At 53.5% G+C, this 26,244-nt stretch carries 26 protein-coding genes; 23 read left to right on the plus strand and 3 right to left on the minus strand.

All coding sequences use genetic code 11. The annotated features are described in order from the left end of the window. Nucleotides 1-189 precede the first annotated feature (189 nt). A complete protein-coding gene (gene rne / locus ACLJTG_RS00260; protein WP_000827458.1) occupies nt 190-3,393 on the minus strand; it encodes a ribonuclease E in 3,204 nt (1,067 codons plus the stop codon). Between the two features lie 573 nt (nt 3,394-3,966). Here rne and rluC point away from each other — a divergent pair. The 3 genes from rluC (at nt 3,967) to ACLJTG_RS00275 (ending at nt 6,255) form a co-directional block, all read left to right on the plus strand. Beyond that, nucleotides 3,967-4,926 (plus strand): 23S rRNA pseudouridine(955/2504/2580) synthase RluC, encoded by a 960-nt coding sequence (gene rluC / locus ACLJTG_RS00265; RefSeq protein WP_000846319.1) that lies wholly within the window; start codon nt 3,967-3,969, stop codon nt 4,924-4,926. Between the two features lie 155 nt (nt 4,927-5,081). Further along, nucleotides 5,082-5,825, plus strand: coding sequence for a DUF3053 family protein (locus tag ACLJTG_RS00270; protein ID WP_198898152.1), 744 nt, complete (start codon nt 5,082-5,084; stop codon nt 5,823-5,825). Nucleotides 5,826-6,030: 205 nt separating this feature from the next. Beyond that, nucleotides 6,031-6,255, plus strand: a complete 225-nt coding sequence (locus tag ACLJTG_RS00275) for a hypothetical protein (protein WP_000528428.1) — start codon at nt 6,031-6,033, stop codon at nt 6,253-6,255. Nucleotides 6,256-6,326: 71 nt separating this feature from the next. On the opposite strand, the gene ACLJTG_RS00280 is transcribed toward ACLJTG_RS00275, so the two are convergent. After that, the gene (locus ACLJTG_RS00280) at nt 6,327-6,911 is read right to left on the minus strand and encodes a Maf family protein (protein WP_001137607.1); all 585 of its coding nucleotides are present in this window, start codon (nt 6,909-6,911) and stop codon (nt 6,327-6,329) included. 197 nt (nt 6,912-7,108) lie between these two features. On the opposite strand from ACLJTG_RS00280, the gene yceD reads away from it, so the two are divergent. The 14 genes from yceD (at nt 7,109) to ptsG (ending at nt 19,638) form a co-directional block, all read left to right on the plus strand. Beyond that, entirely contained in the window at nt 7,109-7,630 is a 522-nt protein-coding gene (gene yceD, locus ACLJTG_RS00285) for a 23S rRNA accumulation protein YceD (RefSeq protein WP_001174492.1), read from the plus strand. Nucleotides 7,631-7,681: 51 nt separating this feature from the next. Continuing rightward, a complete protein-coding gene (rpmF, locus tag ACLJTG_RS00290) occupies nt 7,682-7,855 on the plus strand; it encodes a 50S ribosomal protein L32 (RefSeq protein ID WP_000290727.1) in 174 nt (57 codons plus the stop codon). Nucleotides 7,856-7,988: 133 nt separating this feature from the next. After that, nucleotides 7,989-9,068, plus strand: a complete 1,080-nt coding sequence (plsX, locus tag ACLJTG_RS00295) for a phosphate acyltransferase PlsX (RefSeq protein WP_001518286.1) — start codon at nt 7,989-7,991, stop codon at nt 9,066-9,068. Nucleotides 9,069-9,147: 79 nt separating this feature from the next. After that, a complete protein-coding gene (fabH, locus tag ACLJTG_RS00300; RefSeq protein ID WP_000288148.1) occupies nt 9,148-10,101 on the plus strand; it encodes a beta-ketoacyl-ACP synthase III in 954 nt (317 codons plus the stop codon). A gap of 15 nt (nt 10,102-10,116) precedes the next feature. Beyond that, nucleotides 10,117-11,046 carry an ACP S-malonyltransferase gene (fabD, locus tag ACLJTG_RS00305; RefSeq protein WP_000191343.1) on the plus strand — a complete coding sequence of 310 codons (930 nt, stop codon included), beginning with the start codon at nt 10,117-10,119 and terminating at the stop codon, nt 11,044-11,046. Nucleotides 11,047-11,058: 12 nt separating this feature from the next. Then, complete coding sequence (gene fabG / locus ACLJTG_RS00310; RefSeq protein WP_000007236.1) at nt 11,059-11,793, plus strand: 3-oxoacyl-ACP reductase FabG; 735 nt, start codon at nt 11,059-11,061, stop codon at nt 11,791-11,793. Between the two features lie 155 nt (nt 11,794-11,948). Continuing rightward, a complete protein-coding gene (gene acpP / locus ACLJTG_RS00315) occupies nt 11,949-12,185 on the plus strand; it encodes an acyl carrier protein (RefSeq protein ID WP_000103754.1) in 237 nt (78 codons plus the stop codon). Between the two features lie 85 nt (nt 12,186-12,270). Further along, complete coding sequence (gene fabF / locus ACLJTG_RS00320) at nt 12,271-13,512, plus strand: beta-ketoacyl-ACP synthase II (RefSeq protein WP_198898113.1); 1,242 nt, start codon at nt 12,271-12,273, stop codon at nt 13,510-13,512. Nucleotides 13,513-13,635: 123 nt separating this feature from the next. Continuing rightward, nucleotides 13,636-14,445, plus strand: a complete 810-nt coding sequence (gene pabC / locus ACLJTG_RS00325; protein WP_000478653.1) for an aminodeoxychorismate lyase — start codon at nt 13,636-13,638, stop codon at nt 14,443-14,445. A 2-nt stretch (nt 14,446-14,447) separates the two neighbouring features. After that, on the plus strand, nt 14,448-15,470 hold the full coding sequence (gene yceG / locus ACLJTG_RS00330; protein ID WP_000736459.1) for a cell division protein YceG: 1,023 nt from the start codon (nt 14,448-14,450) through the stop codon (nt 15,468-15,470). Next, entirely contained in the window at nt 15,460-16,101 is a 642-nt protein-coding gene (tmk, locus tag ACLJTG_RS00335) for a dTMP kinase (protein WP_000535396.1), read from the plus strand. Before yceG ends, tmk begins: the two co-directional genes overlap by 11 nt. Next, a complete protein-coding gene (gene holB, locus ACLJTG_RS00340) occupies nt 16,098-17,102 on the plus strand; it encodes a DNA polymerase III subunit delta' (RefSeq protein ID WP_061376519.1) in 1,005 nt (334 codons plus the stop codon). Before tmk ends, holB begins: the two co-directional genes overlap by 4 nt. Before the next feature lie 10 nt (nt 17,103-17,112). Further along, a complete protein-coding gene (locus tag ACLJTG_RS00345; RefSeq protein ID WP_000480274.1) occupies nt 17,113-17,910 on the plus strand; it encodes a metal-dependent hydrolase in 798 nt (265 codons plus the stop codon). A 294-nt stretch (nt 17,911-18,204) separates the two neighbouring features. Next, on the plus strand, nt 18,205-19,638 hold the full coding sequence (gene ptsG / locus ACLJTG_RS00350) for a PTS glucose transporter subunit IIBC (RefSeq protein WP_000475705.1): 1,434 nt from the start codon (nt 18,205-18,207) through the stop codon (nt 19,636-19,638). A gap of 84 nt (nt 19,639-19,722) precedes the next feature. Here the strand turns inward: ptsG and fhuE are convergent, their stop codons facing one another. Beyond that, nucleotides 19,723-21,897 carry a ferric-rhodotorulic acid/ferric-coprogen receptor FhuE gene (gene fhuE / locus ACLJTG_RS00355; RefSeq protein ID WP_023182047.1) on the minus strand — a complete coding sequence of 725 codons (2,175 nt, stop codon included), beginning with the start codon at nt 21,895-21,897 and terminating at the stop codon, nt 19,723-19,725. Between the two features lie 341 nt (nt 21,898-22,238). Here fhuE and hinT point away from each other — a divergent pair, with 341 nt between their 5' ends. From hinT to ycfP, 6 genes are read left to right on the plus strand one after another with little or no spacing between them, the layout of a single operon-like run. Beyond that, on the plus strand, nt 22,239-22,598 hold the full coding sequence (hinT, locus tag ACLJTG_RS00360) for a purine nucleoside phosphoramidase (RefSeq protein WP_001532068.1): 360 nt from the start codon (nt 22,239-22,241) through the stop codon (nt 22,596-22,598). A gap of 2 nt (nt 22,599-22,600) precedes the next feature. Next, nucleotides 22,601-22,975, plus strand: a complete 375-nt coding sequence (locus ACLJTG_RS00365; RefSeq protein ID WP_000589563.1) for a YcfL family protein — start codon at nt 22,601-22,603, stop codon at nt 22,973-22,975. Between the two features lie 13 nt (nt 22,976-22,988). Then, nucleotides 22,989-23,627 carry a penicillin-binding protein activator LpoB gene (gene lpoB, locus ACLJTG_RS00370; RefSeq protein ID WP_079951262.1) on the plus strand — a complete coding sequence of 213 codons (639 nt, stop codon included), beginning with the start codon at nt 22,989-22,991 and terminating at the stop codon, nt 23,625-23,627. Then, a complete protein-coding gene (thiK, locus tag ACLJTG_RS00375) occupies nt 23,608-24,432 on the plus strand; it encodes a thiamine kinase (protein WP_198898114.1) in 825 nt (274 codons plus the stop codon). The genes lpoB and thiK overlap by 20 nt, the downstream gene beginning before the upstream one ends. A 10-nt stretch (nt 24,433-24,442) precedes the next feature. Next, nucleotides 24,443-25,468: a beta-N-acetylhexosaminidase gene (gene nagZ / locus ACLJTG_RS00380; protein ID WP_000529340.1), complete on the plus strand. Its 1,026-nt coding sequence runs from the start codon at nt 24,443-24,445 to the stop codon at nt 25,466-25,468. 24 nt (nt 25,469-25,492) lie between these two features. After that, the gene (gene ycfP, locus ACLJTG_RS00385) at nt 25,493-26,035 is read left to right on the plus strand and encodes an alpha/beta hydrolase YcfP (protein WP_000587943.1); all 543 of its coding nucleotides are present in this window, start codon (nt 25,493-25,495) and stop codon (nt 26,033-26,035) included. Nucleotides 26,036-26,244: the final 209 nt, after the last annotated feature.

Consider the following 26,244-nt stretch of genomic DNA (forward strand, 5'->3'; position numbering starts at 1 on the left):
GGGCATTTTTTTAGTCGTCATTGAGTTAGTGGTCATATTGTCGCGCCCGTAGCGACGCCATCCGTACGTATTATCCCGCCCGATCTCATAAACGCCTGGAGTGACTAAAAGACGCCATGGGGTGAGGCATCGCCCTGTAAGGGGCATAAAAAAGCCGACCTGGCGGTCGGCTTTGTATCAGCATTTACATCATTCTACCGGCTGTGGGCGTGTCGCCGGGGCGCTGGCGTGACGTGTGGCGCTGTGTCCGCCTGCTGCGCCTTTACCTTCAAAGTGGAAGGAAGGGCGCTGCCAGTCGCTATGGTGCGGGGTTTCCGGCACATATTCCGGCGCTGGCGCACGCGTCATCGGCGCGCTGGCGTGGTTATGATCGTCAACGCAGACAACGTCCTGCGGTTTTTCCACCACCTGGGCCGGTGCGATAACGGTTTCTTCTGCCGTGTGCTCCACAACAGCCGCTTCCGCTTTTGTCTCTTCTTCTGGCTCGACAACGACAACATCAGCTACGTTTTCAGCCACCGTAATGGACGCGTCGGCGGTTTCTGCTACCGGTTCGGCGTCAGCAATAACCTCTTGCGCTTCCGGCGTATCGCTTTCGGCAATCAGTTGCGGCTGTTCATCAACTGGCGCGGCAATGACTTCCGGATGCGTTGTCTCGACCTCGACGACTTCCGACGTCTGTGGTTCGGCGACGGTTTGCGGCTCAACGGCAACGTTTTCTACCGCCTGTACTGACGCTTGTGGTTCGAGCGCTACGGTCGCAGCGATAACCTGCTGTTCAGCGACAACCGGTTGTGGCAGCGCCAGATCTGCTTCACGCTGCTCTTCAACAACCTGCGTTTCCTGAGGACGGACAATCGGGTAGCGGATCCAGACTTTACCGGACGCCATTTCCGGCGACGCGCAGGCGACGGTTAACGGCATCGGCGATTGTGTCGGGTAGCGCTCGTCACGATAGCGACGGCGACGCTGACCGCTTACGCGCAGGTGGCGCGGAGAACGGCGGGAGCGACGCGGCATACCGGTATTATCGCGAGGTTCTACGCTATCATCCTGCTCCGGCGCGATATCGGCGACGACAGGTAAATCAACTTTCGCCAGCTCGGTACGCGGCGCTGGAACGGGCTGTTCAACGTTTTCAACCGGGCGTGGTTCGTCGACGACGACCGGCGTGTCAACCGTTTCAACCACTGCGCTGTTGGTAAAGCGGACTTTCTGATTAAGCTGACGCTGCTTGCGGCGCGGCTGAACCTGCTGAACGCGTTCTTCCTGCTCGGTCTCCTGGACAGGCTGTTCTTCGCGGTTAAGCGCTTTTACTTCCTGCTGCGCCTGGCGCTTGTCATCATTGCGGCGGCGGCTGCGTTCGCGACGCGGCGTCTGTTGCTGTTCATCGCCGGTTTTCACTTTTTCCGCCGTTTCCTGCTGGCGGGTATCGCGCGCTTCCGCATTTTGCTGCTGCGTCTGGCGACGGTTACGACGATTATCGTCGCGGCTCTCGCCGCCGTCACGTCCGGCACGGTTATCACGGGTGTCGCGGCGTTCGTTACGATCGCGACGGTTGTTCTGCCGTGGCTTGCGACGATCCTGCTGACGCTCCGCTTTTTCTTCCGCTTTCGGCGCGGCTGTTTCGACGGCTTTCGTTTCTTCACCGCTGAACAGTTGTTTCAGCGCGTTAAGGAAGCGGCTAAACAGACCCGGCTGGGCAGGCTGCGCGGCGGCAACATTATCCTTTTTCGCCGTGGCGACGCTAACCGCCGGTTCGACAGGCGTCGGCGCCGGAGGCACATCTGGCATAGCGAATGTCGCCAGCGCAGGCTGTTCCGGGCGTTTACGCTCGGCGTACTCTTCTTCAGAAGGCAGCGCCATCGCTTCTTCGTGCAGCTTCGGCAGCATGTAGCTCAGGGTCGGCGTTTCTTCCCCTTTGCGTACGCGCAGCACGGAATAGTGCGGCGTTTCCATCTGATCGTTCGGGACGATGACACAGCGGACGCCATCCTGACGCGTCTCAATAGCGTTAACTGCCGTCCGTTTTTCGTTAAGCAGATAAGAGGCGATCGGCACCGGAACAATGGCATGGACTTCCTGCGTATTCTCTTTCAGCGCTTCTTCTTCAATCAGGCGCAGAATGGACAGCGACAGAGATTCGTTATCGCGCACGGTGCCGGTACCGCTACAGCGCGGACACACGTGATGGCTGGATTCGCCCAGCGACGGGCTCAGGCGCTGACGCGACATTTCGAGCAGGCCGAAGCGGGAAATATGGCTAATCTGAATACGCGCCCGGTCCTGACGCACCGCTTCACGCAGGCGGTTTTCTACCGCGCGCTGGTGACGTACCGGCGTCATATCGATAAAGTCGATAACGATCAGGCCGCCCAGGTCGCGCAGACGCAGCTGGCGGGCAATTTCATCGGCTGCTTCCAGGTTGGTATTAAACGCCGTTTCTTCGATATCGCCGCCGCGAGTCGCGCGGGCGGAGTTGATATCGATGGCGGTTAACGCTTCGGTACTGTCAATGACGATGGAGCCGCCGGAGGGCAGGCGCACTTCACGCTGGAACGCTGACTCGATCTGCGATTCGATCTGGTAATGGCTGAACAACGGGATTTCACCGGTGTACAGCTTAATTTTGCTGCTAAAATCCGGGCGGCCCAACGCGGCGATATGCTGACGCGCCATTTCCATCACTTTTGGATTGTCGATCAGGATTTCACCAATATCCTGACGCAGATAGTCGCGAAACGCGCGTACGATGACGTTGCTTTCCTGATGGATCAGGAACGGCGCGGGACGGCTTTCAGCGGCTTTCTGAATGGCCTCCCAGTGTTTCAGGCGGAAGCTTAAATCCCACTGCAACGCTTCGGCGGATTTACCCACGCCCGCGGTACGCACGATAAGCCCCATCCCTTCAGGAAGTTCCAGGCTGGCCAACGCTTCTTTTAACTCGGTACGATCGTCGCCTTCAATGCGACGGGAAATACCACCCGCGCGCGGGTTATTCGGCATCAGTACCAGGTAGCTGCCCGCCAGACTGATAAAGGTGGTTAACGCCGCGCCTTTGTTGCCGCGCTCTTCTTTATCGATTTGAACAATGACTTCCTGGCCTTCGCGTAACACGTCTTTAATGTTCGGGCGACCATGAGCGCTGTAGTTAGCGGGGAAATATTCGCGGGCAATTTCTTTTAACGGGAGGAAACCGTGGCGTTCTGCGCCGTAATCAACAAAAGCCGCTTCCAGGCTCGGTTCAATACGGGTAATTTTGCCTTTATAGATGTTCGCTTTTTTCTGCTCGTGTCCGGGGCTTTCTATATCCAGATCGTACAGACGCTGCCCATCTACAAGGGCGACGCGCAACTCTTCCTGCTGAGTCGCGTTGATTAACATTCTTTTCATCGTAACTTACTCATTATTCTTACGTTGACGACTAAGCTGCGGGCATGGTGACGCCTTACCGGGCATGAACCGATGGCCTCGTGACTATTTCGCGTCGCCAACCTCACGGTTATCGTCAGCTCAAAGAGGCGCAGAGTGTCGGTTGCCTGTATTTCATACGGAAACACAGCGCAATTATCAGGGAAGCAGCCTGGGCATTACTCTCCAGAGAAGATCCTATCTACCGGTAAGGACTGCAACCCGCAGCCCGCTAACTGTCTGAAAAATCAATACGTCTTACGCCATTGCTGCGTTGATGATCGGTCAGACAAAATGGGTTATTCCGCTAAACTTTTTGTTTTAACAAGTTTCGGTGCGGAAACCGCATCATTATTCCACTGCTAACCTTGTTATAGCAAGATGACTTTTACCATTTATCACCCGCTTACTCACAGTTTTTTCACCAGCGCGAGCCAATCGCTTTAATAACCAGCAAAACCGCAGTGAAAAATGTTCATCCACTGGCGTAGACGTCTCTATAAGCATAGAAAAATGTGTGGCGCGAATCTCACAGGCTATTTAGAATCGCCCCCCATGAAAACAGAAACGCCATCCGTAAAAATTGTTGCTATCGCCGCTGACGAAGCGGGGCAACGCATTGATAACTTTTTGCGCACCCAACTGAAAGGGGTACCAAAAAGTATGATTTATCGCATCTTGCGTAAAGGCGAGGTGCGGGTGAACAAAAAACGCATTAAACCGGAATACAAACTGGAAGCGGGCGATGAAGTCCGCATTCCGCCGGTTCGCGTTGCTGAACGCGAAGAAGAGGCCGTGTCGCCGCATTTGCAAAAAGTGGCGGCGTTGGCGGACGTCATTTTGTATGAAGACGACCATATTCTGGTGCTGAATAAGCCATCCGGCACCGCCGTACACGGCGGGAGCGGGTTAAGTTTTGGCGTCATCGAAGGGCTGCGGGCGTTGCGTCCGGAAGCGCGATTCCTGGAACTGGTGCATCGTCTTGACCGAGATACCTCCGGCGTGCTGTTGGTGGCGAAAAAACGCTCCGCGCTGCGTTCGCTGCATGAACAACTGCGCGAAAAGGGAATGCAGAAAGATTATCTGGCGCTGGTGCGCGGCCAGTGGCAATCGCACGTTAAAACCGTACAGGCGCCATTATTAAAGAACATTCTGCAAAGCGGCGAACGCATTGTTCGCGTGAGCCAGGAAGGCAAACCGTCAGAAACGCGCTTCAAGGTGGAAGAGCGCTATGCCTTCGCCACGCTGGTGCGCTGTAGCCCGGTCACGGGCCGTACGCATCAGATTCGCGTACATACCCAATATGCCGGTCACCCTATTGCGTTCGACGATCGCTACGGCGACCGTGAGTTTGATCAACAGCTTACCGAAGCGGGAACCGGTCTTAAACGTCTCTTTCTGCACGCCGCGGCGCTGAAGTTCACGCATCCGGGAACGGGCGAAGTCATGCGCATTGAAGCGCCAATGGATAACGCCCTGAAGCGCTGTCTACAGGTGCTGCGTAACGCAAAATAGTTCCTCTCTCGGGCAGGTTATCTGCCCGAATCTCACTTTTCTCATAATATTTTTGTTTTGCTGTATCCGACGCATTTTTACCGTTGTGTACTGTTTATTCTTGCGATCCGGATTTCGGCGTGTTTAAGGACGAACAGATGGCCAATACTAGCTGGATGCGCTCATTTACTCAGCGTTGGGGAAAATACGTTATCGTGCCGTTCGTTATCGCGATGTTGGTCGGTTGCGAAGGGAAGGGCGATAGTTCACGACGGGCTTTCGTTGAGTATTTGAATACGCAAATCATTACGTCTCCCGTGGTGGGCGTCTGTGAGTTGACGCCAGCCCAACGTCAGGCTTTTGGTCATTACGCCGATGACTACGATGTACTATTAGCTGCCTACGGGCAAATCTTTGCTGTGGTGTATGAGACCGGCCAGGAGGATAAGATCACCGGTGTTATTCAGTCTGAGCGTGATAATCTGGTTTTCCTGAACGAGCTACGTGTGGCTCGTGACGTAAACAATCGATTTATCCTTCGGTTGAAAAATGTGAGTAGTGAAAACAGAAAAAAATATTCTGCTTTAAAGCTCCCCTCTGATGTGAAGCCTGTCTTTGACGCTGCGTGGAATAAAACCGTAACACCGCTGGATGAGACGATGACTCGCTATTATTTTCTGCGCGGAAAGCGGCTCGACCAGCTGGTCGCAATGGGCGAGTTTCTGCAAAAACAGGGAAATAAAGTCCGCTTTGAAACGGATGGAAAAGCGGTTTTTGTCGACCTGGCAGCAAAAGAACACTTTCAGGATCAAAAATTTAATTTTTTCATTACGCAGAATGATATAAACCATCTTACTCAGCAGATGGTTGAATTTATACATAGTCAACAAGATGCGGCTGACGCTGGCGGCGTTAATTAAAGGAATGTGTCGTGAGGTGAAGCAATGTTCGGGGGAGGGCGTAAACTCATCGCGAGATGGAATTTAACGAGTCGCAAAGGGAAGGTTTCAGGACAGTAAACGTCCTGAGAGTTGCTCGCGAGAAGAAGTTTGTAAGCCGCTTTTTACACCGTAGAGCGCGTCAGGCGAGTATTGAGAACATGTGTTTTTACAAAACTGAACTGAGATGGGGAATTCATTAACGCGCACGTATACCGCTGTTGATACCCTATGGGATAAAACGCACCGTACATCGGTTCGTAATGCCAATGCTTTTTTTCTGGTCGGTGAATGGATTGACCAGGAAACGGGCCCGCACGAAGAGAGTGAAGATCGGCAGGCGCTAAATTGTTCACAACAAGCGCTTTCCAGTTGGTTAGAACTGGAAGCGGTCGAAACTGCTCCCCAATAAACGGGAGATAACTACCAACACGTGCAGAAACGGCTTTTAGGGGTATTTGAAAAGCCTACAGAGTAGGCCGTTTACTGCTGTAGCGGGTTGAAGCCCTCCCGTCGCAGCATCTGGCACAGGGCAATAAGCGGCAAGCCGATCAGCGTGTTCGGATCACGACCCTCTAAGCGCTCAAATAATGCAATGCCTAAACCTTCGCTTTTAAAACTTCCCGCGCAGTGCAGCGGATGCTCTTTACGGACATAGTCGTCTATTTCCGCTTCGCTTAAATGGCGAAAATGAACGTCAAAAGGCTCCACTTCGGTTTGTAATTGCCCGGAGGCGGAGTTATACAGTGCCAGTCCGGTATAAAACGTCACAATATTTCCGCTGGCTTTGGCTAATTGCTGACGCGCTTTTTCTTCCGTCAGCGGTTTGCCGGTGATTTCGCCGTCCAGAACACAAATTTGGTCGGAGCCAATAATCAAATGATTCGGGAAACGCGCGGCGAGCGATTGCGCCTTCGCCTGCGCCAGCCGCAGCACCAACTGACGCGGCGCTTCGCCCGGCATGGGGGTTTCATCAACATCCGGCGCGGCGCATTCGAAAGGAATCGTCAGCTTTTCCAGCAGCGCGCGACGCCAGGGAGAGGTAGACGCAAGGATGAGACGGGGCATATTTTTTCCCTCAGATATAGCGTAATGATGAGAGCCATCTTAAACTATGCTCTTCGGTCTTCAAGCCTGTCATACTGACTCGTCTTGAGCGAAAATAAGTCTGTAACCCGCAATGTGTGCGAATTATTGGCAAAAGGCAACCGCAGGCTGCCTTTTTCTTTGACTATATGACGTTACGAAGTTAATATGCGCGCCCTATGCAAAAGGTAAAATTACCCCTGACTCTTGATCCGGTTCGTACCGCTCAAAAACGCCTTGATTACCAGGGTATCTATACCCCCGATCAGGTTGAGCGCGTTGCCGAATCTGTAGTCAGTGTGGACAGTGATGTGGAATGCTCCATGTCGTTCGCTATCGATAACCAGCGTCTCGCCGTTTTAACCGGCGATGCGGTCGTTACGGTGTCGCTCGAATGCCAGCGTTGCGGGAAACCGTTTACCCATCAGGTTCACACAACGTATTGTTTTAGCCCTGTCCGTTCCGACGAGCAGGCTGAAGCACTGCCGGAAGCGTATGAGCCGATTGAGGTAAACGAATTCGGCGAAATCGATCTGCTGGCGACGGTTGAAGATGAAATCATCCTCGCCTTGCCGGTAGTTCCGGTGCATGATTCTGAACACTGTGAAGTGTCCGAGGCGGACATGGTCTTTGGCGAACTGCCTGATGAAGCGCAAAAGCCAAACCCATTTGCCGTATTAGCCAGCTTAAAGCGTAAGTAATAGGTCTTCCCCGCGGACGCAGGGATAAACCGTAATTGAGGAGTAAGGTCCATGGCCGTACAACAGAATAAACCAACCCGTTCCAAACGTGGCATGCGTCGTTCCCATGACGCTCTGACCGCAGTCACCAGCCTGTCTGTAGACAAAACTTCTGGTGAAAAACACCTGCGTCACCACATCACTGCCGACGGTTACTACCGCGGCCGTAAGGTCATCGCTAAGTAATCGCGCGATACTCGATGCCTTTTGCATCACAGGCGTGCCTGTGGTGTAAAAGCCGAAGAGTACAAGCGTGATAAAGCTTAGTGAGGATTTCTCCGCGTAAGCGGAGAACACCGAACCAGGCAGCGACGATACCTTGACACGTCTAACCCTGGCGTTAGATGTCATGGGGGGCGATTTTGGTCCTTCCGTGACGGTGCCTGCAGCATTGCAGGCACTGAACGCTAATTCGCAGCTCACTCTTCTTTTAGTCGGGAATCCCGATATTATCACGCCATTACTTGCCAAAGCTGACTTTGAACAACGTTCGCGTCTGCAGATTATCCCTGCACAGTCAGTTATTGCCAGTGATGCCCGGCCTTCGCAGGCGATCCGCGCCAGTCGCGGGACATCCATGCGTGTGGCCCTGGAGCTTGTGAAAGAAGGCCGAGCCGAAGCTTGCGTTAGCGCCGGTAATACCGGGGCGCTGATGGGGCTGGCGAAATTATTGCTCAAGCCTCTTGAGGGGATTGAGCGTCCGGCGTTGGTGACGGTATTACCGCACCAGCAAAAGGGCAAAACGGTAGTGCTTGATTTGGGTGCCAACGTCGACTGTGACAGTACCATGCTGGTGCAGTTTGCCGTGATGGGCGCCGTTTTGGCGGAAGAGGTCGTCGGGATCAAAAATCCCCGCGTGGCGCTACTCAATATCGGGGAAGAAGAAACCAAAGGCCTCGACAGTATTCGCGAAGCCTCTTTAATGTTAAAAACAGTCCCAACCATCAATTACATCGGCTACCTTGAGGCGAATGAGTTACTGACGGGAAAAACCGATGTACTGGTGTGTGACGGCTTTACAGGCAATGTCACACTTAAAACGATGGAGGGGGTTGTCAGAATGTTCCTTTCACTGCTGAAATCACAGGGCGAGGGGAAAAAACGGTCGTGGTGGCTGCTGTTATTAAAACGTTGGTTACAAAAAAGCCTGACGAGGCGATTCAGTCACCTCAACCCCGACCAGTATAATGGCGCCTGTCTGTTAGGATTGCGCGGCACGGTGATAAAAAGTCATGGTGCGGCCAATCAGCGAGCATTTGCAGTCGCGATTGAACAGGCAGTGCAGGCGGTGCAGCGACAAGTTCCTCAGCGAATTGCCGCTCGCCTGGAATCTGTATACCCAGCCGGATTTGAACCGCTGGACGATGGCAAAGGCGTAAACCTGCGGGCGCACAGATAATATCGCTGTCTCCCCGGCGCCGCCAGCGTGCCAGACGTTTACAGGTAACGGTATATAACCGAAAAGTGACTGAGCGTACATGTATACGAAGATTATTGGTACTGGCAGCTATCTGCCCGAACAAGTGCGGACTAACGCCGATCTGGAAAAAATGGTTGAGACCTCTGACGAGTGGATTGTCACTCGTACAGGTATTCGTGAACGCCATATCGCCGCGCCGAATGAAACTGTCGCGACGATGGGCTTTACCGCTGCGAATCGCGCGATTGAGATGGCGGGGATCGATAAAGACCAAATTGGCTTGATTGTGGTGGCTACCACATCAGCAACGCATGCATTTCCAAGCGCGGCATGTCAGATTCAAAGTATGCTCGGTATTAAAGGTTGCCCGGCGTTTGATGTCGCGGCAGCGTGCGCAGGTTTCACCTACGCGTTAAGCATCGCCGACCAGTACGTTAAATCCGGCGCGGTTAAACACGCGCTGGTGGTCGGTTCCGATGTATTAGCCCGCACTTGCGATCCTGGCGATCGCGGTACGATCATTATTTTCGGCGATGGCGCAGGCGCGGCCGTACTGAGCGCTTCTGAAGAACCGGGTATTATCTCCACTCATCTTCATGCCGATGGCCGTTACGGTGAATTACTGACCCTGCCGAATGCCGATCGCGTAAATCCGGATAACCCGATTTACCTGACGATGGCGGGCAATGAAGTCTTTAAAGTGGCGGTCACTGAACTGGCGCATATTGTCGATGAGACGCTGGCGGCTAATAACCTGGATCGCTCAGAACTCGATTGGCTGGTGCCGCATCAGGCTAACCTGCGTATCATTAGCGCGACAGCGAAAAAACTCGGCATGTCGATGGACAATGTCGTCGTCACGCTGGACAGGCACGGCAATACCTCCGCGGCTTCTGTGCCGTGCGCGCTGGATGAAGCCGTGCGTGACGGGCGAATTAAAGCCGGTCAGCTGGTATTGCTTGAAGCCTTCGGGGGTGGATTCACCTGGGGCTCCGCGCTGATTCGTTTCTAGTATAAGGATTTAAACATGACGCAATTTGCATTTGTGTTCCCCGGTCAGGGTTCTCAGAGCGTTGGGATGTTGGCCGAGATGGCGGCAAATTACCCTATCGTAGAAGAAACGTTTGCTGAAGCTTCTGCGGCTCTGGGATATGATCTGTGGGCGCTCACCCAGCAAGGTCCAGCGGAAGAACTGAATAAAACCTGGCAGACGCAGCCGGCGTTATTAACCGCTTCCGTCGCGCTTTGGCGCGTTTGGCAGCAGCAGGGCGGTAAAATGCCTGCGTTAATGGCAGGTCACAGCCTGGGCGAATATTCCGCGCTGGTTTGCGCTGGCGTCATCAACTTTGCTGATGCCGTTCGTCTGGTGGAAATGCGTGGTAAATTCATGCAGGAAGCGGTTCCGGAAGGTACTGGCGGCATGTCTGCGATCATCGGTCTGGATGATGCCTCTATTGCTAAAGCCTGTGAAGAATCTGCCGAAGGGCAGGTTGTTTCGCCGGTTAACTTTAACTCGCCGGGACAGGTGGTTATCGCCGGGCATAAAGAGGCGGTAGAACGCGCGGGCGCAGCCTGTAAAGCCGCTGGCGCGAAACGCGCGCTGCCGCTGCCGGTGAGCGTACCGTCGCACTGCGCGCTGATGAAACCAGCGGCAGATAAGCTGGCGGTTGAATTAGCCAAAATTACCTTTAGCGCGCCAACGGTGCCGGTAGTGAACAACGTTGACGTGAAATGTGAAACCGATGCCGCCGCTATCCGCGATGCGCTGGTTCGCCAGTTGTACAATCCGGTACAGTGGACGAAGAGCGTGGAATTTATCGCGGCGCAGGGCGTTGAACATCTTTATGAAGTGGGTCCAGGTAAAGTCCTCACTGGTCTGACGAAACGTATTGTCGACACCCTGACAGCGTCGGCGCTGAACGAGCCGGCGGCGCTGTCTGCGGCACTTACGCAATAAAAGAGGAAAACCATGAGCTTTGAAGGAAAGATTGCGCTGGTGACTGGTGCAAGCCGTGGCATAGGCCGCGCAATTGCAGAGACTCTCGTTGCCCGCGGCGCGAAAGTTATCGGGACTGCGACCAGTGAAAATGGTGCGAAGAACATTAGCGACTATTTAGGTGCTAACGGGAAAGGTTTGATGTTGAATGTGACCGATCCTGCATCTATTGAATCTGTTCTGGAAAATATTCGCGCAGAATTTGGTGAAGTGGATATCCTGGTTAATAATGCCGGTATCACTCGTGATAATCTGTTGATGCGAATGAAAGATGATGAGTGGAACGATATTATCGAAACCAATTTATCATCCGTTTTCCGCCTGTCAAAAGCGGTAATGCGCGCTATGATGAAAAAGCGTTGTGGTCGCATTATCACTATTGGTTCTGTGGTTGGTACCATGGGAAATGCAGGTCAGGCAAACTACGCTGCGGCGAAAGCGGGCCTGATCGGTTTCAGTAAATCACTGGCGCGTGAAGTTGCGTCCCGTGGTATTACTGTCAATGTTGTGGCTCCGGGTTTTATTGAAACGGACATGACGCGTGCGCTGTCTGACGATCAGCGTGCGGGTATCCTGGCGCAGGTGCCTGCGGGTCGCCTCGGCGGCGCTCAGGAAATCGCCAGTGCGGTTGCATTTTTAGCCTCTGACGAAGCGAGTTACATCACTGGTGAGACTCTGCACGTCAACGGCGGAATGTACATGGTTTAATCACGATTGAAAAATATTTGCGTTATTAGGGCGAAAGGCCGCAAAATAACGTAAAATCGTGGTAAGACCTGCCGGGATTTAGTTGCAAATTTTTCAACATTTTATACACTACGAAAACCATCGCGAAAGCGAGTTTTGATAGGAAATTTAAGAGTATGAGCACTATCGAAGAACGCGTTAAGAAAATTATCGGCGAACAGCTGGGCGTTAAGCAGGAAGAAGTAACCAACAATGCTTCTTTCGTTGAAGACCTGGGCGCAGATTCTCTTGACACCGTTGAGCTGGTAATGGCTCTGGAAGAAGAGTTTGATACTGAGATTCCGGACGAAGAAGCTGAGAAAATCACCACCGTTCAGGCTGCCATTGATTACATCAACGGCCACCAGGCGTAAGTGAACATCTCCAGGCGGTCGTTCGACCGCCTGAGTTTTATCTTTTTGTCCCACTAGAATCATTTTCCCTCCCTGGAGGACAACCGTGTCTAAGCGTCGTGTAGTTGTGACCGGACTGGGCATGTTGTCTCCTGTCGGCAATACCGTAGAGTCTACCTGGAAAGCTCTCCTTGCCGGTCAGAGTGGCATCAGCCTGATCGACCATTTCGATACTAGCGCCTATGCAACGAAATTTGCTGGCTTAGTAAAGGATTTTAACTGTGATGACATTATCTCGCGCAAAGAACAGCGCAAGATGGATGCCTTCATTCAATATGGAATTGTCGCTGGCGTACAGGCCATGCAGGATTCTGGCCTTGAAGTGACGGAAGAGAACGCAAGCCGTATTGGCGCCGCTATCGGCTCCGGTATCGGTGGTCTCGGTCTGATCGAAGAAAACCACAGTTCGCTGGTAAAAGGCGGACCGCGTAAGATTAGCCCGTTCTTTGTCCCGTCGACGATTGTTAACATGGTAGCAGGCCATCTGACTATCATGTATGGCCTGCGTGGGCCAAGCATCTCTATTGCGACTGCCTGTACTTCAGGCGTGCATAACATCGGCCATGCCGCGCGTATCATCGCCTATGGCGATGCGGACGCGATGGTGGCAGGTGGCGCAGAAAAAGCCAGTACGCCGCTGGGTGTAGGTGGTTTTGGCGCAGCGCGCGCGCTGTCGACCCGCAACGATAACCCACAGGCGGCGAGCCGTCCGTGGGATAAAGAACGCGATGGTTTTGTACTGGGCGACGGTGCCGGTATGTTGGTGCTTGAAGAGTACGAACATGCAAAAGCGCGTGGTGCGAAAATCTATGCTGAAATCGTCGGCTTTGGTATGAGCAGCGATGCTTACCATATGACGTCGCCGCCGGAAAATGGCGCAGGCGCTGCGCTGGCGATGGTTAACGCGTTGCGTGATGCCGCGATTGAGCCTGCTCAGATTGGCTACGTCAACGCGCACGGCACGTCGACGCCTGCCGGCGACAAAGCTGAGACGCAGGCGGTTAAGGCAGTCTTTGGCGATGCTGCAAGCCGAGTGATGGTGAGCTCGACCAAATCGATGACCGGCCATCTGTTGGGCGCCGCAGGCGCAGTAGAGTCTATTTTCTCTATTCTGGCGCTACGCGATCAGGCCATTCCGCCAACCATTAATCTGGATAACCCGGACGAAGGTTGCGATCTGGACTTCGTGCCGCATGAAGCACGCCAGGTCAGCGATCTGGAGTACGCTCTGTGTAACTCCTTTGGTTTTGGCGGAACTAACGGTTCCTTGATTTTTAAAAAGATCTAAGTTAGGTCAGAGACAGACATTAATAAAAAGGTCCGCTTGTCGGGCCTTTTTTATCAGGCATATCACCTCTTGTTCTGCGTTATTCATCCTGCCACACTAGCAGGCGACGGATAAGGAGCCACTATGTTTTTAATTAATGGCCATGCGCAGGATCAACTTGCTGTAAGCGACCGGGCGACGCAGTTCGGCGATGGCAGTTTTACGACCGCACGTATTGTTGATGGCAACATTTGCCATCTGGAAGCGCATCTTCAGCGCTTGCAGGTTGCCTGTGAAAAATTACGGATCGCTTTTAGCCATTGGGCGACCCTTCGGCAAGAGATGACAATGTTGGCCACAGGGCATGATTCAGGCGTGTTGAAAGTGATCATTAGCCGTGGCAGCGGCGGCCGGGGATACAGCGCCATGAATTGTCAGGCAGCTACCCGAATCCTCTCCGTTTCTGCTTATCCCGCTTATTATTCTCAGTGGCGTAAGCAAGGCATCACTCTTACCCTTAGTCCCATACCGCTTGGGCGCAATCCTTATCTTGCCGGATTAAAACATCTGAACCGCCTCGAACAGGTGTTGATTCGCTCTCATCTTGAGCAGACGGACGCCGATGAGGCGCTGGTTCTTGACAGCGAGGGATGGGTTACGGAATGCTGTGCGGCTAATTTGTTCTGGCGTACAGGCGACATTGTTTTTACGCCGCGTCTGGATCAGGCTGGGGTGAACGGCATTATGCGACAATTTTGTTTACGCCAACTGGCGCAATCTCCTTTCCAGGTTCTTGAAGTACAGGCGAGAGAGGAGGCAGTCAGGCAGGCGGATGAGATTATCATTTGCAACGCGCTAATGCCGATTATTCCCATACGCGCCTATCACGGGACGTCGTATTCTTCGCGAACACTGTTTCAATTTTTAGCCCCATTTTGTGAGCATCCGAATTAGTTATGAAAAAATTGTCAGGCGTTTTCCTTCTGCTGTTGGTTGTGCTGGGTATTGCCGCGGGCGTGGGGATGTGGAAAGTTCGCCATCTGGCGAACAGCACGTTACTTATTAAAAACGAGACTATCTTTACGCTCAAGGCGGGAACGGGGCGGCTGGCGCTTGGCGACCAGCTTTATGATGAAAAAATCATTAATCGCCCCCGGGTATTTCAGTGGCTGCTGCGCGTGGAGCCTGAGTTATCGCACTTTAAAGCGGGAACTTACCGTTTTACGCCGGGGATGACCGTACGGGAGATGCTTGAGTTGCTGGAGAGCGGCAAAGAAGCGCAATTCCCGTTGCGGTTTGTGGAAGGGATGCGCCTTAGCGATTACCTGAAACAGCTACGAGAGGCGCCGTATATTCGCCATACATTGCCGGATGATGACTACGCCACTGTCGCTCAGGCATTAAAGCTTGCGCACCCGGAATGGGTAGAAGGGTGGTTCTGGCCCGATACCTGGATGTATACCGCCAACACCAGCGATGTCGCTATTCTCAAGCGAGCGCACCAAAAGATGGTGAAAGCTGTCGATACTGTCTGGAAAGGCCGGGCCGAGGGGCTGCCTTATAAAGATCAGAACCAACTGGTGACAATGGCCTCGATTATTGAAAAAGAGACGGCTGTCGCCAGCGAACGCGATCAGGTGGCCTCAGTCTTTATTAATCGCCTGAGAATCGGTATGCGCCTTCAGACCGATCCCACCGTGATTTACGGGATGGGGACGAGTTATAATGGTAACTTGTCGCGTGCGGATCTGGAAAAGCCGACGGCTTATAACACGTATACCATCACCGGGCTGCCGCCAGGACCGATCGCATCGCCCAGCGAAGCGTCATTGCAGGCGGCGGCGCATCCGGCGAAAACGCCGTATCTCTATTTTGTGGCCGACGGTAAAGGCGGTCACACATTTAACACCAATCTTGCCAGCCATAATCGGTCAGTGCAGGAGTACCTGAAAGTGCTTAAGGAAAAAAATGGGCAGTAATTATATCGTCATCGAGGGCCTGGAAGGCGCCGGAAAAACCACTGCGCGCGACGTGGTGGTGGAGACCCTTGAGCAACTGGGTATTCGTAATATGATTTTTACCCGAGAGCCGGGCGGGACGCAACTTGCCGAAAAACTAAGAAGTCTGGTGCTGGATATCCGATCGGTAGGCGACGAAGTGATTACCGATAAAGCGGAAGTGCTGATGTTTTATGCCGCTCGCGTACAGCTCGTCGAAACGGTAATCAAACCCGCGCTGGCGCAAGGCATATGGGTGATCGGCGATCGCCACGATCTCTCGACCCAGGCGTATCAGGGGGGAGGGCGCGGCATTGATCAAACCATGCTGGCGACACTACGCGATGCCGTGCTGGGCGATTTTCGCCCTGACCTGACGCTGTATCTGGATGTCACGCCGGAAGTCGGGCTAAAACGCGCCAGAGCGCGCGGCGATTTGGATCGCATTGAGCAGGAATCTTTTGATTTCTTTAACCGGACTCGCGCGCGCTATCTGGAACTGGCGGCGCAAGATTCGCGTATCCGCACCATTGACGCGACCCAGCCGCTGGATGCCGTCATGCGCGACATTCGCGCCACGGTGACGAAGTGGGTGCAGGAGCAAGCGGCATGAAATGGTATCCATGGTTACGGCCCGCCTATGAAAAACTGGTAGAAAGTTACCAGGCGGGACGTGGGCACCATGCGCTACTGATTCAGGCCTTACCTGGCATGGGCGACGAGGCGCTGTGCTATGCGCTGAGCCGTTATCTGTTATGCCAGCAGCCTGAGGGCCACAAAAGCTGTGGGCATTGCCGTGGCTGTCAGCTTATGCAGGCTGGCACGCATCCGGACTATTACACGCTGACGCCGGATAAAGGCAAAAGCAGCCTCGGCGTAGATGCGGTACGCGAGGTCAGCGAGAAATTGTACGAGCACTCCCGTCTGGGTGGCGCGAAGGTGGTGTGGATTGCGGATGCGGCGCTATTAACCGACGCCGCTGCCAATGCGTTGCTCAAAACGCTGGAAGAGCCGCCGGAGCAAACCTGGTTTTTCCTTGCCAGCCCGGAGCCTGCTCGTCTGTTGGCGACATTACGCAGCCGCTGCCGGCTGCATCATCTGGCGCCGCCGTCCGAATCGTATGCGATGTCATGGCTGTCGCGAGGAGTGACGGCGTCACAAGAAGCATTGCTCACGGCGCTACGCCTGAATGCGGGGTCGCCCGGCGCCGCGCTGGCGCTGTTGCAGTCTGAACGCTGGGCGCAGCGTGAGGCGCTGTGTCAGGCGTTAATGGACAGTTTACATACGGGCGACTGGTATGCGTTATTAACGGCGCTCAATCATGAGCAAGCCCCGGCGCGCCTGCACTGGCTGGCGACGCTGCTGGTAGACGCGCTGAAACGTCAGCACGGCGCGTCGTACCTGACAAACGTTGATGCGGACGCGGTTGTTGCCGCGCTGGCGGGGCCGCTATCCCCGGCGCGTATTCAGGCAATCCTGAACGATGTTTGCCATTGTCGTGATCAATTACTTCATGTGACCGGATTAAACCGCGAACTGGTATTAACCGATCTCATTCTCCGCATCGAGCATTACCTGCAACCAGGCACCTTGTTGCCTGTTCCTCATCTTTGAGAGAGACATTATGTTTTTAGTCGACTCACACTGCCATCTTGATGGTCTGGATTATCAATCTTTACATAAGGACGTGGACGATGTGCTGGCGAAAGCCGCCGCGCGCGATGTGAAGTTCTGTTTAGCGGTGGCGACGACGCTGCCGGGGTATCGCCATATGCGCGAGCTGGTGGGCAAGCGCGATAATGTGGTCTTTTCCTGCGGCGTGCATCCGTTAAATCAGGATGAAGTATATGACGTAGAAGAACTGCGCCTCCTTGCTGCAGAAGACGATGTGGTGGCGATGGGCGAGACCGGGCTTGATTACTTTTACACGCCTGAGACCAAAATCCGCCAGCAGGCGTCTTTTATTCATCATATCCAGATTGGCCGCGAATTGCATAAACCGGTGATTGTCCATACTCGCGACGCGCGTGCCGATACGCTGGCTATCCTGCGCGAAGAAAAAGTGACGGATTGCGGCGGCGTACTACACTGTTTTACAGAAGACAGAGAAACGGCCGGCAAATTGCTGGATCTGGGGTTTTATATCTCTTTTTCCGGCATCGTAACGTTCCGTAACGCTGAACAGTTGCGTGATGCGGCGCGCTATGTGCCGCTGGATCGGTTATTAGTCGAGACCGATTCTCCTTATCTGGCGCCGGTGCCGCATCGCGGTAAAGAGAACCAGCCTGCGATGGTACGCGACGTCGCAGAATATATGGCGGTATTGAAAGGGGTTGCCGTTGAAGAACTGGCGCAGATCACCACCGATAACTTTGCTCGCCTGTTCCATATTGACGCGTCTCGCCTGTCATCAATCCGTTAAACGAGTTTTTTTAAAGCTCGTAATTAATAAGCAAAGCGCGTAAAGTTCACCGCCACAAAAGGGGCGGTGAACGAGCTTATGGAAACATTCGGAAACTCATTTTGGCAGAATGTGATACTTTTTAGGCTATCTGGCGCTGAAACGTGATAGCCGTCAAACAAAATCAGACGTATTTATTTTACTCTGTGTAATAAATAAAAGGGCACTTAGATGTCCTGTCCACGGCGGGGTTCTCCCCCCTCGCCAATGCGTGAGAACGTAGAAAAGCACAAATACTCAGGAGCACTCTCAATTATGTTTAAGAATGCATTTGCTAACCTGCAAAAGGTCGGTAAATCGCTGATGCTGCCGGTATCCGTACTCCCTATCGCAGGTATCCTGCTGGGTGTCGGTTCCGCTAACTTCAGCTGGCTGCCAGCCGTTGTATCGCACGTTATGGCAGAAGCGGGCGGATCTGTTTTTGCCAATATGCCGCTGATTTTCGCTATCGGCGTGGCGTTGGGCTTCACCAACAACGACGGCGTTTCGGCTCTGGCGGCGGTAGTAGCGTATGGCATCATGGTGAAAACCATGGCTGTGGTTGCGCCGCTGGTTCTGCATTTACCTGCTGAAGAGATCGCCGCTAAACACCTTGCTGATACGGGTGTTCTCGGGGGGATTATCTCCGGTGCGATCGCAGCGTATATGTTTAACCGCTTCTACCGTATCAAACTGCCTGAGTATCTGGGCTTCTTTGCGGGCAAACGCTTCGTGCCGATCATTTCGGGTCTGGCCGCTATTTTTACCGGTGTGGTGCTGTCTTTCGTATGGCCGCCAATCGGTACGGCTATCCAGGCGTTCTCGCAGTGGGCGGCTTATCAGAATCCGGTTGTCGCGTTTGGTATTTACGGTTTTATCGAGCGTTGCCTGGTGCCGTTTGGTCTGCATCATATCTGGAACGTTCCTTTCCAGATGCAGATCGGCGAATACACCAACGCAGCGGGTCAGGTATTCCACGGCGACATTCCGCGCTATATGGCGGGCGACCCGACGGCGGGTATGTTGTCTGGCGGCTTCCTGTTCAAAATGTACGGTCTGCCGGCTGCGGCCATTGCTATCTGGCACTCTGCTAAACCGGAAAACCGCGCAAAAGTGGGCGGTATCATGATTTCCGCCGCGCTGACCTCGTTTTTGACGGGTATTACCGAGCCTATCGAGTTCTCCTTCATGTTCGTGGCGCCGATCCTGTACATTATTCACGCGATTCTGGCAGGTCTGGCATTCCCGATCTGTATCCTGCTGGGGATGCGTGACGGTACGTCGTTCTCCCACGGTCTGATCGACTTTATCGTGCTGTCCGGTAACAGCAGCAAATTGTGGCTGTTCCCGATTGTTGGCGCCGGTTATGCGATTGTGTACTACACCGTGTTCCGCGTGCTGATCAAAGCGCTGGATCTGAAAACGCCGGGTCGTGAAGACACTACTGATGACGCAAAAGCGGGCGCGACCAGCGAAATGGCGCCGGCTTTGGTTGCGGCGTTTGGCGGTAAAGAGAACATTACTAACCTGGATGCCTGTATCACGCGTCTGCGCGTGAGCGTAGCCGATGTAGCGAAAGTGGATCAGGCTGGCCTGAAGAAACTGGGCGCGGCAGGCGTTGTCGTCGCGGGTTCCGGCGTTCAGGCTATTTTCGGTACGAAATCCGATAACCTGAAAACGGAAATGGATGAGTACATCCGTAACAGCTAAGCAGTAATGATGTTGGGGAGAATTAAGGCAGCCATTCGGCTGCCTTTTTTAATGGCGCTTTACATGCCGCTCTCCGACAGTCTGTCAGAACTGATAATTGGCGGTGAGGCTGACGTTACGCGGTGCGCCGTAAACAATGGAACCATCAATATTGGTGTCGTAGGTTTTATCAAACAGGTTGTTGATGTTTCCCTGTACGGAGAAATTTTTCGTCACCTGATAGCGGGTAAACAGATCGACCAGCGCATAGCTGCCCTGTTCGGCGCGGAAAGTGCCGTACGGCGTCGTGGTATCTTTGTAAACCCGATTCTGCCAGTTCACGCCGCCGCCGACCGTCAGCTCCGGTATCGCCGGCAGACGATAGCGGGTGAATAACTTCACGCTGGTGCGCGGAAGATTAGGGTTCACGGCGTTACCTTCATTGTCCTCGGCAACATACCGGGTAGCCCCGAAAGTCATCTGCCAGTTATCGGTAATTGCGCCGTTCACTTCAAATTCGACGCCTTTGCTCACCGTTCCGTCAGTAGACTTCCAGGCAAACTCCCCATTACTGCCAGGGATGGGAATAGTGGTTGCCTGAGCGACGTTATCCTGCTCAATGCGGAACACGGACAACGTGGTGGTGAGGCGGCTGTTCATCCAGTCGGACTTCAGGCCCGCTTCATAGTTATTACCGGTAATCGGAGCCAGATATTGACCCGCTTTGTCGCGTTTATTCTGCGGCTGAAAGATAGAGGTATAACTGGCATAAGCGGACCAGTTGTCGTTGATATCATAAATCAGCCCGGCATACGGCGTGGTATGGTTTTTCTCCATGCTGTAGGTCAGTGTATCAACACGCCAGTTGGTATAACGAGCGCCAAGAATCAGATGCAGCGGATCGGCCAGCGAAATGCGCGTAGCGGCATACAGCGATTTCATATGCGTGGTATCGTCCTGCGCCAGATTTTGTGGCGCCCAGTGAGTTTGGGGGAAATTACCGTTAAAGGCGCTGAAGTTGCCAATGTCGTCCGGAAAGACGTTCGCCCAGGCGCTAAAATAGCGGTTATTCTGCTTACTATAACTACCGCCAAACATCATATTGTGCTGACGGCCAAACAGCTCATAAGCGCCATCGGCAAAGAGATCTATGGCATCTACTTTGCGCTTGCCGCTGTTCCAGCCCGTACCGCCGACCACGGGGTAGCTTGCGCCATAAGGACTCACCAGCGTACCTGTCTCTTTATCCACTAACGCATCGATATACATCATTTTACTGTCGAATTTGACCTCAGTATGGGTCGCATTCAGGGTCGCCTGCCAGCTTTCGGCAAAACGCTGCTTAAGCGTGACGAAGAATTTATTTATCTCTTTATTGTTATAAGCCCAGTCCGGGGCGGTACTACGCGCGCGGTCATAGCTATTTTTGCTGCCATCGGTGTTCCAGCGCGGCAGACCGCCCCAGGTCGGGCTGTTGACATCAATTTTTTGATATTCATAACCGGCTGAAAGGCTGGTGGTTGCACCCAGATCGGCATCGACAATTCCGGAAAAGAACGCTTTCTCACTGTTATAGCGGTCCAGCCAGGAATCATTATTCTGATAACCCGCCACGATGCGCCCACGGACATTGCCGTCTGCGGTGAGCGGACTTTGCAGATCCATGACGTAACGCTGCTTATTCCAGCTACCGTATTCTGTGGAGACGTTACCTTTGAACTCCCGACTGGTGGCGTGTTTACGGATCATATTAATTGAGGCCGAAGGATTGCCGGTTCCGGTCATCAGCCCATTCGCGCCGCGAACCACCTCCACGCGCTCATACAGCGCGGTATCCGTTAGCGCATCGCCCAGATTCCAGCGGGACTCAAAATACGTTGGAATACCGTCAACCATATAGTTGTCAATTTCAAACCCGCGCGAGTAATAGCTGATGCGATCGGAGTCAGCCTGGCTTCCGCTGATCCCTAGCGTATTGGTCATCACTTCGCCCAGGGTTTGCAACTGCTGGTCTTCCATACGCTGCTGGCTGACAATACTGACCGACTGCGGGATATCGCGCTGAGTCATCGGCATTTTGGTGCCCGCTGCGGTCGTTTTCACGCTGTAATCCTGTTCTTCGCGGTTTACGGCGTCAGCGGTCGTCGCGCCTTCGACAATAACGGTATCCTCAGCCGCGAAGGCGGCAGGCATAAATGCCATCGCCATACCCATAGCTAACAGCGACGGTGCGGCGGTGGACGGAAGGTGTTTGTCCCGGCGGTATTGAATGAAAGACATCTGAAAATCCTTGCTTGTTATTGGGGTAAGTTCAGGACGTATGACGTTGAACCTTTTCATTCTTTGCTAGTTAATGTGTATAAAAATGCAAATGAGAAATATACGCATTTGTATTAAATGTGTAAAACGGTATAACCAGGGAAACTAGAAATATTTTTTAAGCGTACAAAGGCGTCATGGCAGGGGGATATGGCGGTAAGTCCAGCATGTAGTCATTTTTCGCTTAATATATCGTGGGTTAAAGTTGAAAGAGCGTCGGTAACTCGCTCATACTCTATACTCGCAGTATGGCTCGGCGTAGCATGTGCGCTGCAAGGGCTATTATGAAAAAGGAAAACGTCGTGGCAGAAGAAACTATATTCAGCAAAATTATTCGTCGTGAAATCCCTTCGGATATCGTTTATCAGGATGAGCTGGTCACCGCCTTTCGTGATATTTCACCGCAGGCGCCGACGCATATCTTGATTATTCCCAATATCCTGATCCCAACCGTCAATGACGTGACGGCGGAACATGAACAGGCGTTAGGTCGGATGATCACCGTGGCGGCGAAAATCGCCGAACAAGAAGGCATTGCCGAAGATGGGTATCGTTTAATCATGAATACTAACCGTCATGGGGGCCAGGAGGTTTATCATATCCATATGCACCTACTGGGCGGCCGCCCGCTAGGCCCGATGCTGGCGCATAAAGGCTTGTAAGTATGATCAAAGGATGCATCGCGGTTTCTCTGGGCTTGCTGCTGCTTACCGGCTGCCGGTCACACCCTGAAATTCCGGTAAGCGACGCGCAGTCGCTGGTGATGGAGTCCACGGTTCTGGCGGCGGGCGTCACCGCAGAGCCGCCTGAACTGACGGCGTCTGATATCCAGCCATCAGCCTCTTCCCGCGTCTATAACGAAAGGCAAGAGCCCATAACCGTTCATTATCGGTTTTACTGGTATGACGCGCGGGGGCTGGAGATGCATCCGCTGGAGGCGCCGCGTAGCGTAACCATACCCGCGCGTTCGTCGGTAACGCTATTTGGCAGCGCCAATTATCTGGGGGCGCATAAGGTCAGGCTTTATCTTTATTTGTGAGGAGTGAATTTTGATGACAAAAATGCATCGCTACGCCGCCATTGCTGCGCTGGCGATATTTCTCTCCGGGTGTATGGCGCAACGTCAACCTGCGCCAGTTGAAGAGGTAAAACCAGCGCCAGAACAACCCGCGCAGCCACCACAGCCTCCTGTTGTGCCGTCTGTGCCAACCATTCCACAGCAACCGGGGCCGATCGAACATGAAGATCAAACGGGCCAGCCAGCGCCTAAGGTGCGCCACTATGACTGGAACGGCGCGATGCAACCGCTGGTCAGCAAAATGTTGCAGGCTGATGGCGTGACGGCTGGAAGCGTATTGCTTGTCGACAGCGTGAATAACCGGACGAATGGGTCGTTAAATGCGAACGAGGCAACGGAAACGTTACGTAATGCGCTGGCGAACAACGGTAAATTTACGCTGGTCTCCGTACAGCAACTCTCGATAGCAAAACAGCAGTTAGGGTTGTCTCCGCAGGATAGTCTGGGAACGCGCAGTAAAGCTATTGGCATTGCGCGCAATGTCGGGGCGCAATATGTACTTTACTCCAGCGCATCCGGTAACGTTAACGCGCCTGCATTACAGATGCAGTTAATGCTGGTGCAAACTGGCGAGATAATCTGGTCAGGTAAAGGTGCGGTCCAACAACAATAATCCCTTAACGCGCGACGAGATCCTGTCGCGCTATTTTCCCCAGTATTGTCCCGCCGTCGCCACATCGCAGGGGCTAAGCGGCGGGAGCTGTATTATTGCCCACGATACTCACCGTGTCGTGCTGCGCCGTCATCACGACCCTGACGCTCCACCAGCCCATTTTTTACGTCATTACCGCGCCTTATCCCAATTGCCGGCCAGTCTTGCGCCGCGAGCGCTTTTTTATACGCCAGGCTGGATGGCGGTAGAATATCTGCATGGTGTGGTAAATTCCGCTCTGCCAGATGCCGACGAACTGGCGGCCTTACTGTATCATTTGCATCAACAGCCGCGTTTTGGCTGGCGTATCGCGCTATCGCCACTATTGGCGCAGTACTGGTCGTGTTGCGATCCGGCAAGGCGTACGCCGTTTTGGTTGCGGCGGCTCAAACAGTTGCAAAAAAACGGTGAACCTCGCCCGCTGCGGCTCGCGCCTTTGCATATGGATGTCCATGGCGACAATATAGTATTAACGTCCGCTGGGTTGAGACTGATTGACTGGGAGTATGCCGGCGACGGCGATATTGCGTTGGAGCTGGCGGCAGTATGGGTTGAGGATGAACGCCAGCACCGACAACTGGCAGACGCTTATGCCGCGCGCGCGCGAATCGACGCCCGGCAGCTATGGCGACAGATACGATTATGGCACCCCTGGGTCATTATGCTAAAAGCAGGGTGGTTCGAATACCGCTGGCGACAAACCGGCGAGCAACAATTTATCAGGCTGGCCGATGAAACCTGGCGCCAGCTACGTATGAAAGGATAAGGAGAGCAGTGTGGGCCCAGTAATGTTGAATGTCGAAGGATGTGAGCTGGATGCGGAGGAGCGCGAGATACTGGCGCATCCGCTGGTTGGCGGGCTTATTCTGTTCACGCGTAATTACCATGACCCGGAACAGCTGCGCGAATTAGTGCGCCAGATTCGGGCGGCATCGCGTAACCATCTGGTGGTGGCCGTCGATCAGGAAGGCGGGCGCGTACAGCGTTTCCGTGAAGGGTTTACCCGCCTGCCCGCGGCGCAATCTTTTTTTGCGCTGCATGGGCTGGAAGAGGGGGGGCGACTGGCGCAGGAGGCAGGGTGGCTGATGGCCAGCGAAATGATCGCGATGGATATTGATATCAGTTTTGCGCCAGTGCTGGACGTCGGGCATATCAGCGCGGCAATTGGCGAGCGTTCTTATCATGCCGATCCAGCAAAAGCGTTGGCAATGGCAACGCGCTTTATTGACGGCATGCATGACGCCGGGATGAAAACGACCGGTAAGCATTTCCCCGGCCACGGCGCGGTCACGGCGGACTCCCACAAAGAGACGCCGTGCGATCCACGTCCTGAAACGGACATCCGTGGCAAAGATATGTCGGTGTTCCGCACGCTGATTAGCGAGAATAAACTGGATGCGATTATGCCTGCCCACGTGATCTACCGCGCTATCGATCCGCGTCCGGCAAGCGGTTCGCCGTACTGGCTGAAAACGGTGCTGCGTCAGGAGTTAGGCTTTGATGGCGTCATTTTCTCCGACGATCTGTCGATGGAGGGCGCGGCGATTATGGGCAGCTATGCTGAGCGCGCTCAGGCGTCGCTGGATGCGGGTTGCGATATGATTCTGGTCTGCAATAATCGTAAAGGCGCAGTCAGCGTGTTGGATAATCTGTCGCCGATCAAAGCAGAACGTGTTACACGTTTGTATCATAAAGGTTCATTTTCACGCCGGGAGCTCATGGACTCAGCACGCTGGAAAACAGCCAGCGCCCAGCTCAACCAGTTACATGAACGCTGGCAGGAAGAAAAAGCAGGTCATTAACTCGAGTTTTCGTGAGGGTGCCAGATGATTATTTATTTACACGGTTTTGATTCAAATAGTCCGGGCAACCATGAAAAAGTGTTGCAATTACAGTTTATCGACCCGGATGTTCGGCTGGTAAGCTACAGTACGCGGCATCCTAAGCACGATATGCAGCATCTGCTGAAAGAAGTGGACAAAATGTTGCAGTTGAATGTGGACGAGCGCCCTTTAATCTGTGGCGTGGGGCTGGGCGGTTACTGGGCGGAGCGGATTGGCTTTTTGTGCGATATCCGTCAGGTGGTTTTTAACCCGAACCTGTTCCCCTATGAAAACATGGAGGGGAAAATCGATCGCCCGGAAGAATATGCGGACATCGCTACAAAGTGCGTGACCAACTTTCGCGAAAAAAATCGCGATCGTTGTCTGGTGATCCTCTCGCGTCATGACGAAGCGCTGGACAGCCAACGCTCAGCGCAAGCGCTTCACCCGTTTTATGAAATTGTGTGGGATGAGGAACAGACTCACAAATTCAAAAATATTTCGCCGCATTTGCAACGTATCAAAGCGTTTAAAACGCTGGGGTAACGCCCCCGGCAATATGGCGTTATCAGTGACCGGATAACCAGCCTTGCGGCTGGTTTTTTTATGCTCAATTCTCGCAAACTGTCTATCTTTTCAGCATGAAAACTTGATGCACATCAATTTTGGTATGACCAATGCACCGTTCATGCTATTCTCATATCAGAAGCTTATTCTCATTAACGTAACTTGTTGTTAATTAAAGGCTATACTAA

The organism is Salmonella sp. SAL00672 (genome assembly GCF_046552175.1).
In the GTDB taxonomy this organism is placed as follows: domain Bacteria; phylum Pseudomonadota; class Gammaproteobacteria; order Enterobacterales; family Enterobacteriaceae; genus Salmonella; species Salmonella enterica.

What these genes read in the sequence shown, in the direction of transcription:
- rne (WP_000827458.1), bottom strand. Translation starts at nt 3,393, where the DNA reads ATGAAAAGAATGTTAATCAACGCGACTCAGCAGGAAGAGTTGCGCGTC.
- rluC (WP_000846319.1), top strand. Translation starts at nt 3,967, where the DNA reads ATGAAAACAGAAACGCCATCCGTAAAAATTGTTGCTATCGCCGCTGAC.
- ACLJTG_RS00270 (WP_198898152.1), top strand. Translation starts at nt 5,082, where the DNA reads ATGCGCTCATTTACTCAGCGTTGGGGAAAATACGTTATCGTGCCGTTC.
- ACLJTG_RS00275 (WP_000528428.1), top strand. Translation starts at nt 6,031, where the DNA reads ATGGGGAATTCATTAACGCGCACGTATACCGCTGTTGATACCCTATGG.
- ACLJTG_RS00280 (WP_001137607.1), bottom strand. Translation starts at nt 6,911, where the DNA reads ATGCCCCGTCTCATCCTTGCGTCTACCTCTCCCTGGCGTCGCGCGCTG.
- yceD (WP_001174492.1), top strand. Translation starts at nt 7,109, where the DNA reads ATGCAAAAGGTAAAATTACCCCTGACTCTTGATCCGGTTCGTACCGCT.
- rpmF (WP_000290727.1), top strand. Translation starts at nt 7,682, where the DNA reads ATGGCCGTACAACAGAATAAACCAACCCGTTCCAAACGTGGCATGCGT.
- fabH (WP_000288148.1), top strand. Translation starts at nt 9,148, where the DNA reads ATGTATACGAAGATTATTGGTACTGGCAGCTATCTGCCCGAACAAGTG.
- fabD (WP_000191343.1), top strand. Translation starts at nt 10,117, where the DNA reads ATGACGCAATTTGCATTTGTGTTCCCCGGTCAGGGTTCTCAGAGCGTT.
- fabG (WP_000007236.1), top strand. Translation starts at nt 11,059, where the DNA reads ATGAGCTTTGAAGGAAAGATTGCGCTGGTGACTGGTGCAAGCCGTGGC.
- acpP (WP_000103754.1), top strand. Translation starts at nt 11,949, where the DNA reads ATGAGCACTATCGAAGAACGCGTTAAGAAAATTATCGGCGAACAGCTG.
- pabC (WP_000478653.1), top strand. Translation starts at nt 13,636, where the DNA reads ATGTTTTTAATTAATGGCCATGCGCAGGATCAACTTGCTGTAAGCGAC.
- yceG (WP_000736459.1), top strand. Translation starts at nt 14,448, where the DNA reads ATGAAAAAATTGTCAGGCGTTTTCCTTCTGCTGTTGGTTGTGCTGGGT.
- tmk (WP_000535396.1), top strand. Translation starts at nt 15,460, where the DNA reads ATGGGCAGTAATTATATCGTCATCGAGGGCCTGGAAGGCGCCGGAAAA.
- holB (WP_061376519.1), top strand. Translation starts at nt 16,098, where the DNA reads ATGAAATGGTATCCATGGTTACGGCCCGCCTATGAAAAACTGGTAGAA.
- ACLJTG_RS00345 (WP_000480274.1), top strand. Translation starts at nt 17,113, where the DNA reads ATGTTTTTAGTCGACTCACACTGCCATCTTGATGGTCTGGATTATCAA.
- ptsG (WP_000475705.1), top strand. Translation starts at nt 18,205, where the DNA reads ATGTTTAAGAATGCATTTGCTAACCTGCAAAAGGTCGGTAAATCGCTG.
- fhuE (WP_023182047.1), bottom strand. Translation starts at nt 21,897, where the DNA reads ATGTCTTTCATTCAATACCGCCGGGACAAACACCTTCCGTCCACCGCC.
- ACLJTG_RS00365 (WP_000589563.1), top strand. Translation starts at nt 22,601, where the DNA reads ATGATCAAAGGATGCATCGCGGTTTCTCTGGGCTTGCTGCTGCTTACC.
- lpoB (WP_079951262.1), top strand. Translation starts at nt 22,989, where the DNA reads ATGACAAAAATGCATCGCTACGCCGCCATTGCTGCGCTGGCGATATTT.
- ycfP (WP_000587943.1), top strand. Translation starts at nt 25,493, where the DNA reads ATGATTATTTATTTACACGGTTTTGATTCAAATAGTCCGGGCAACCAT.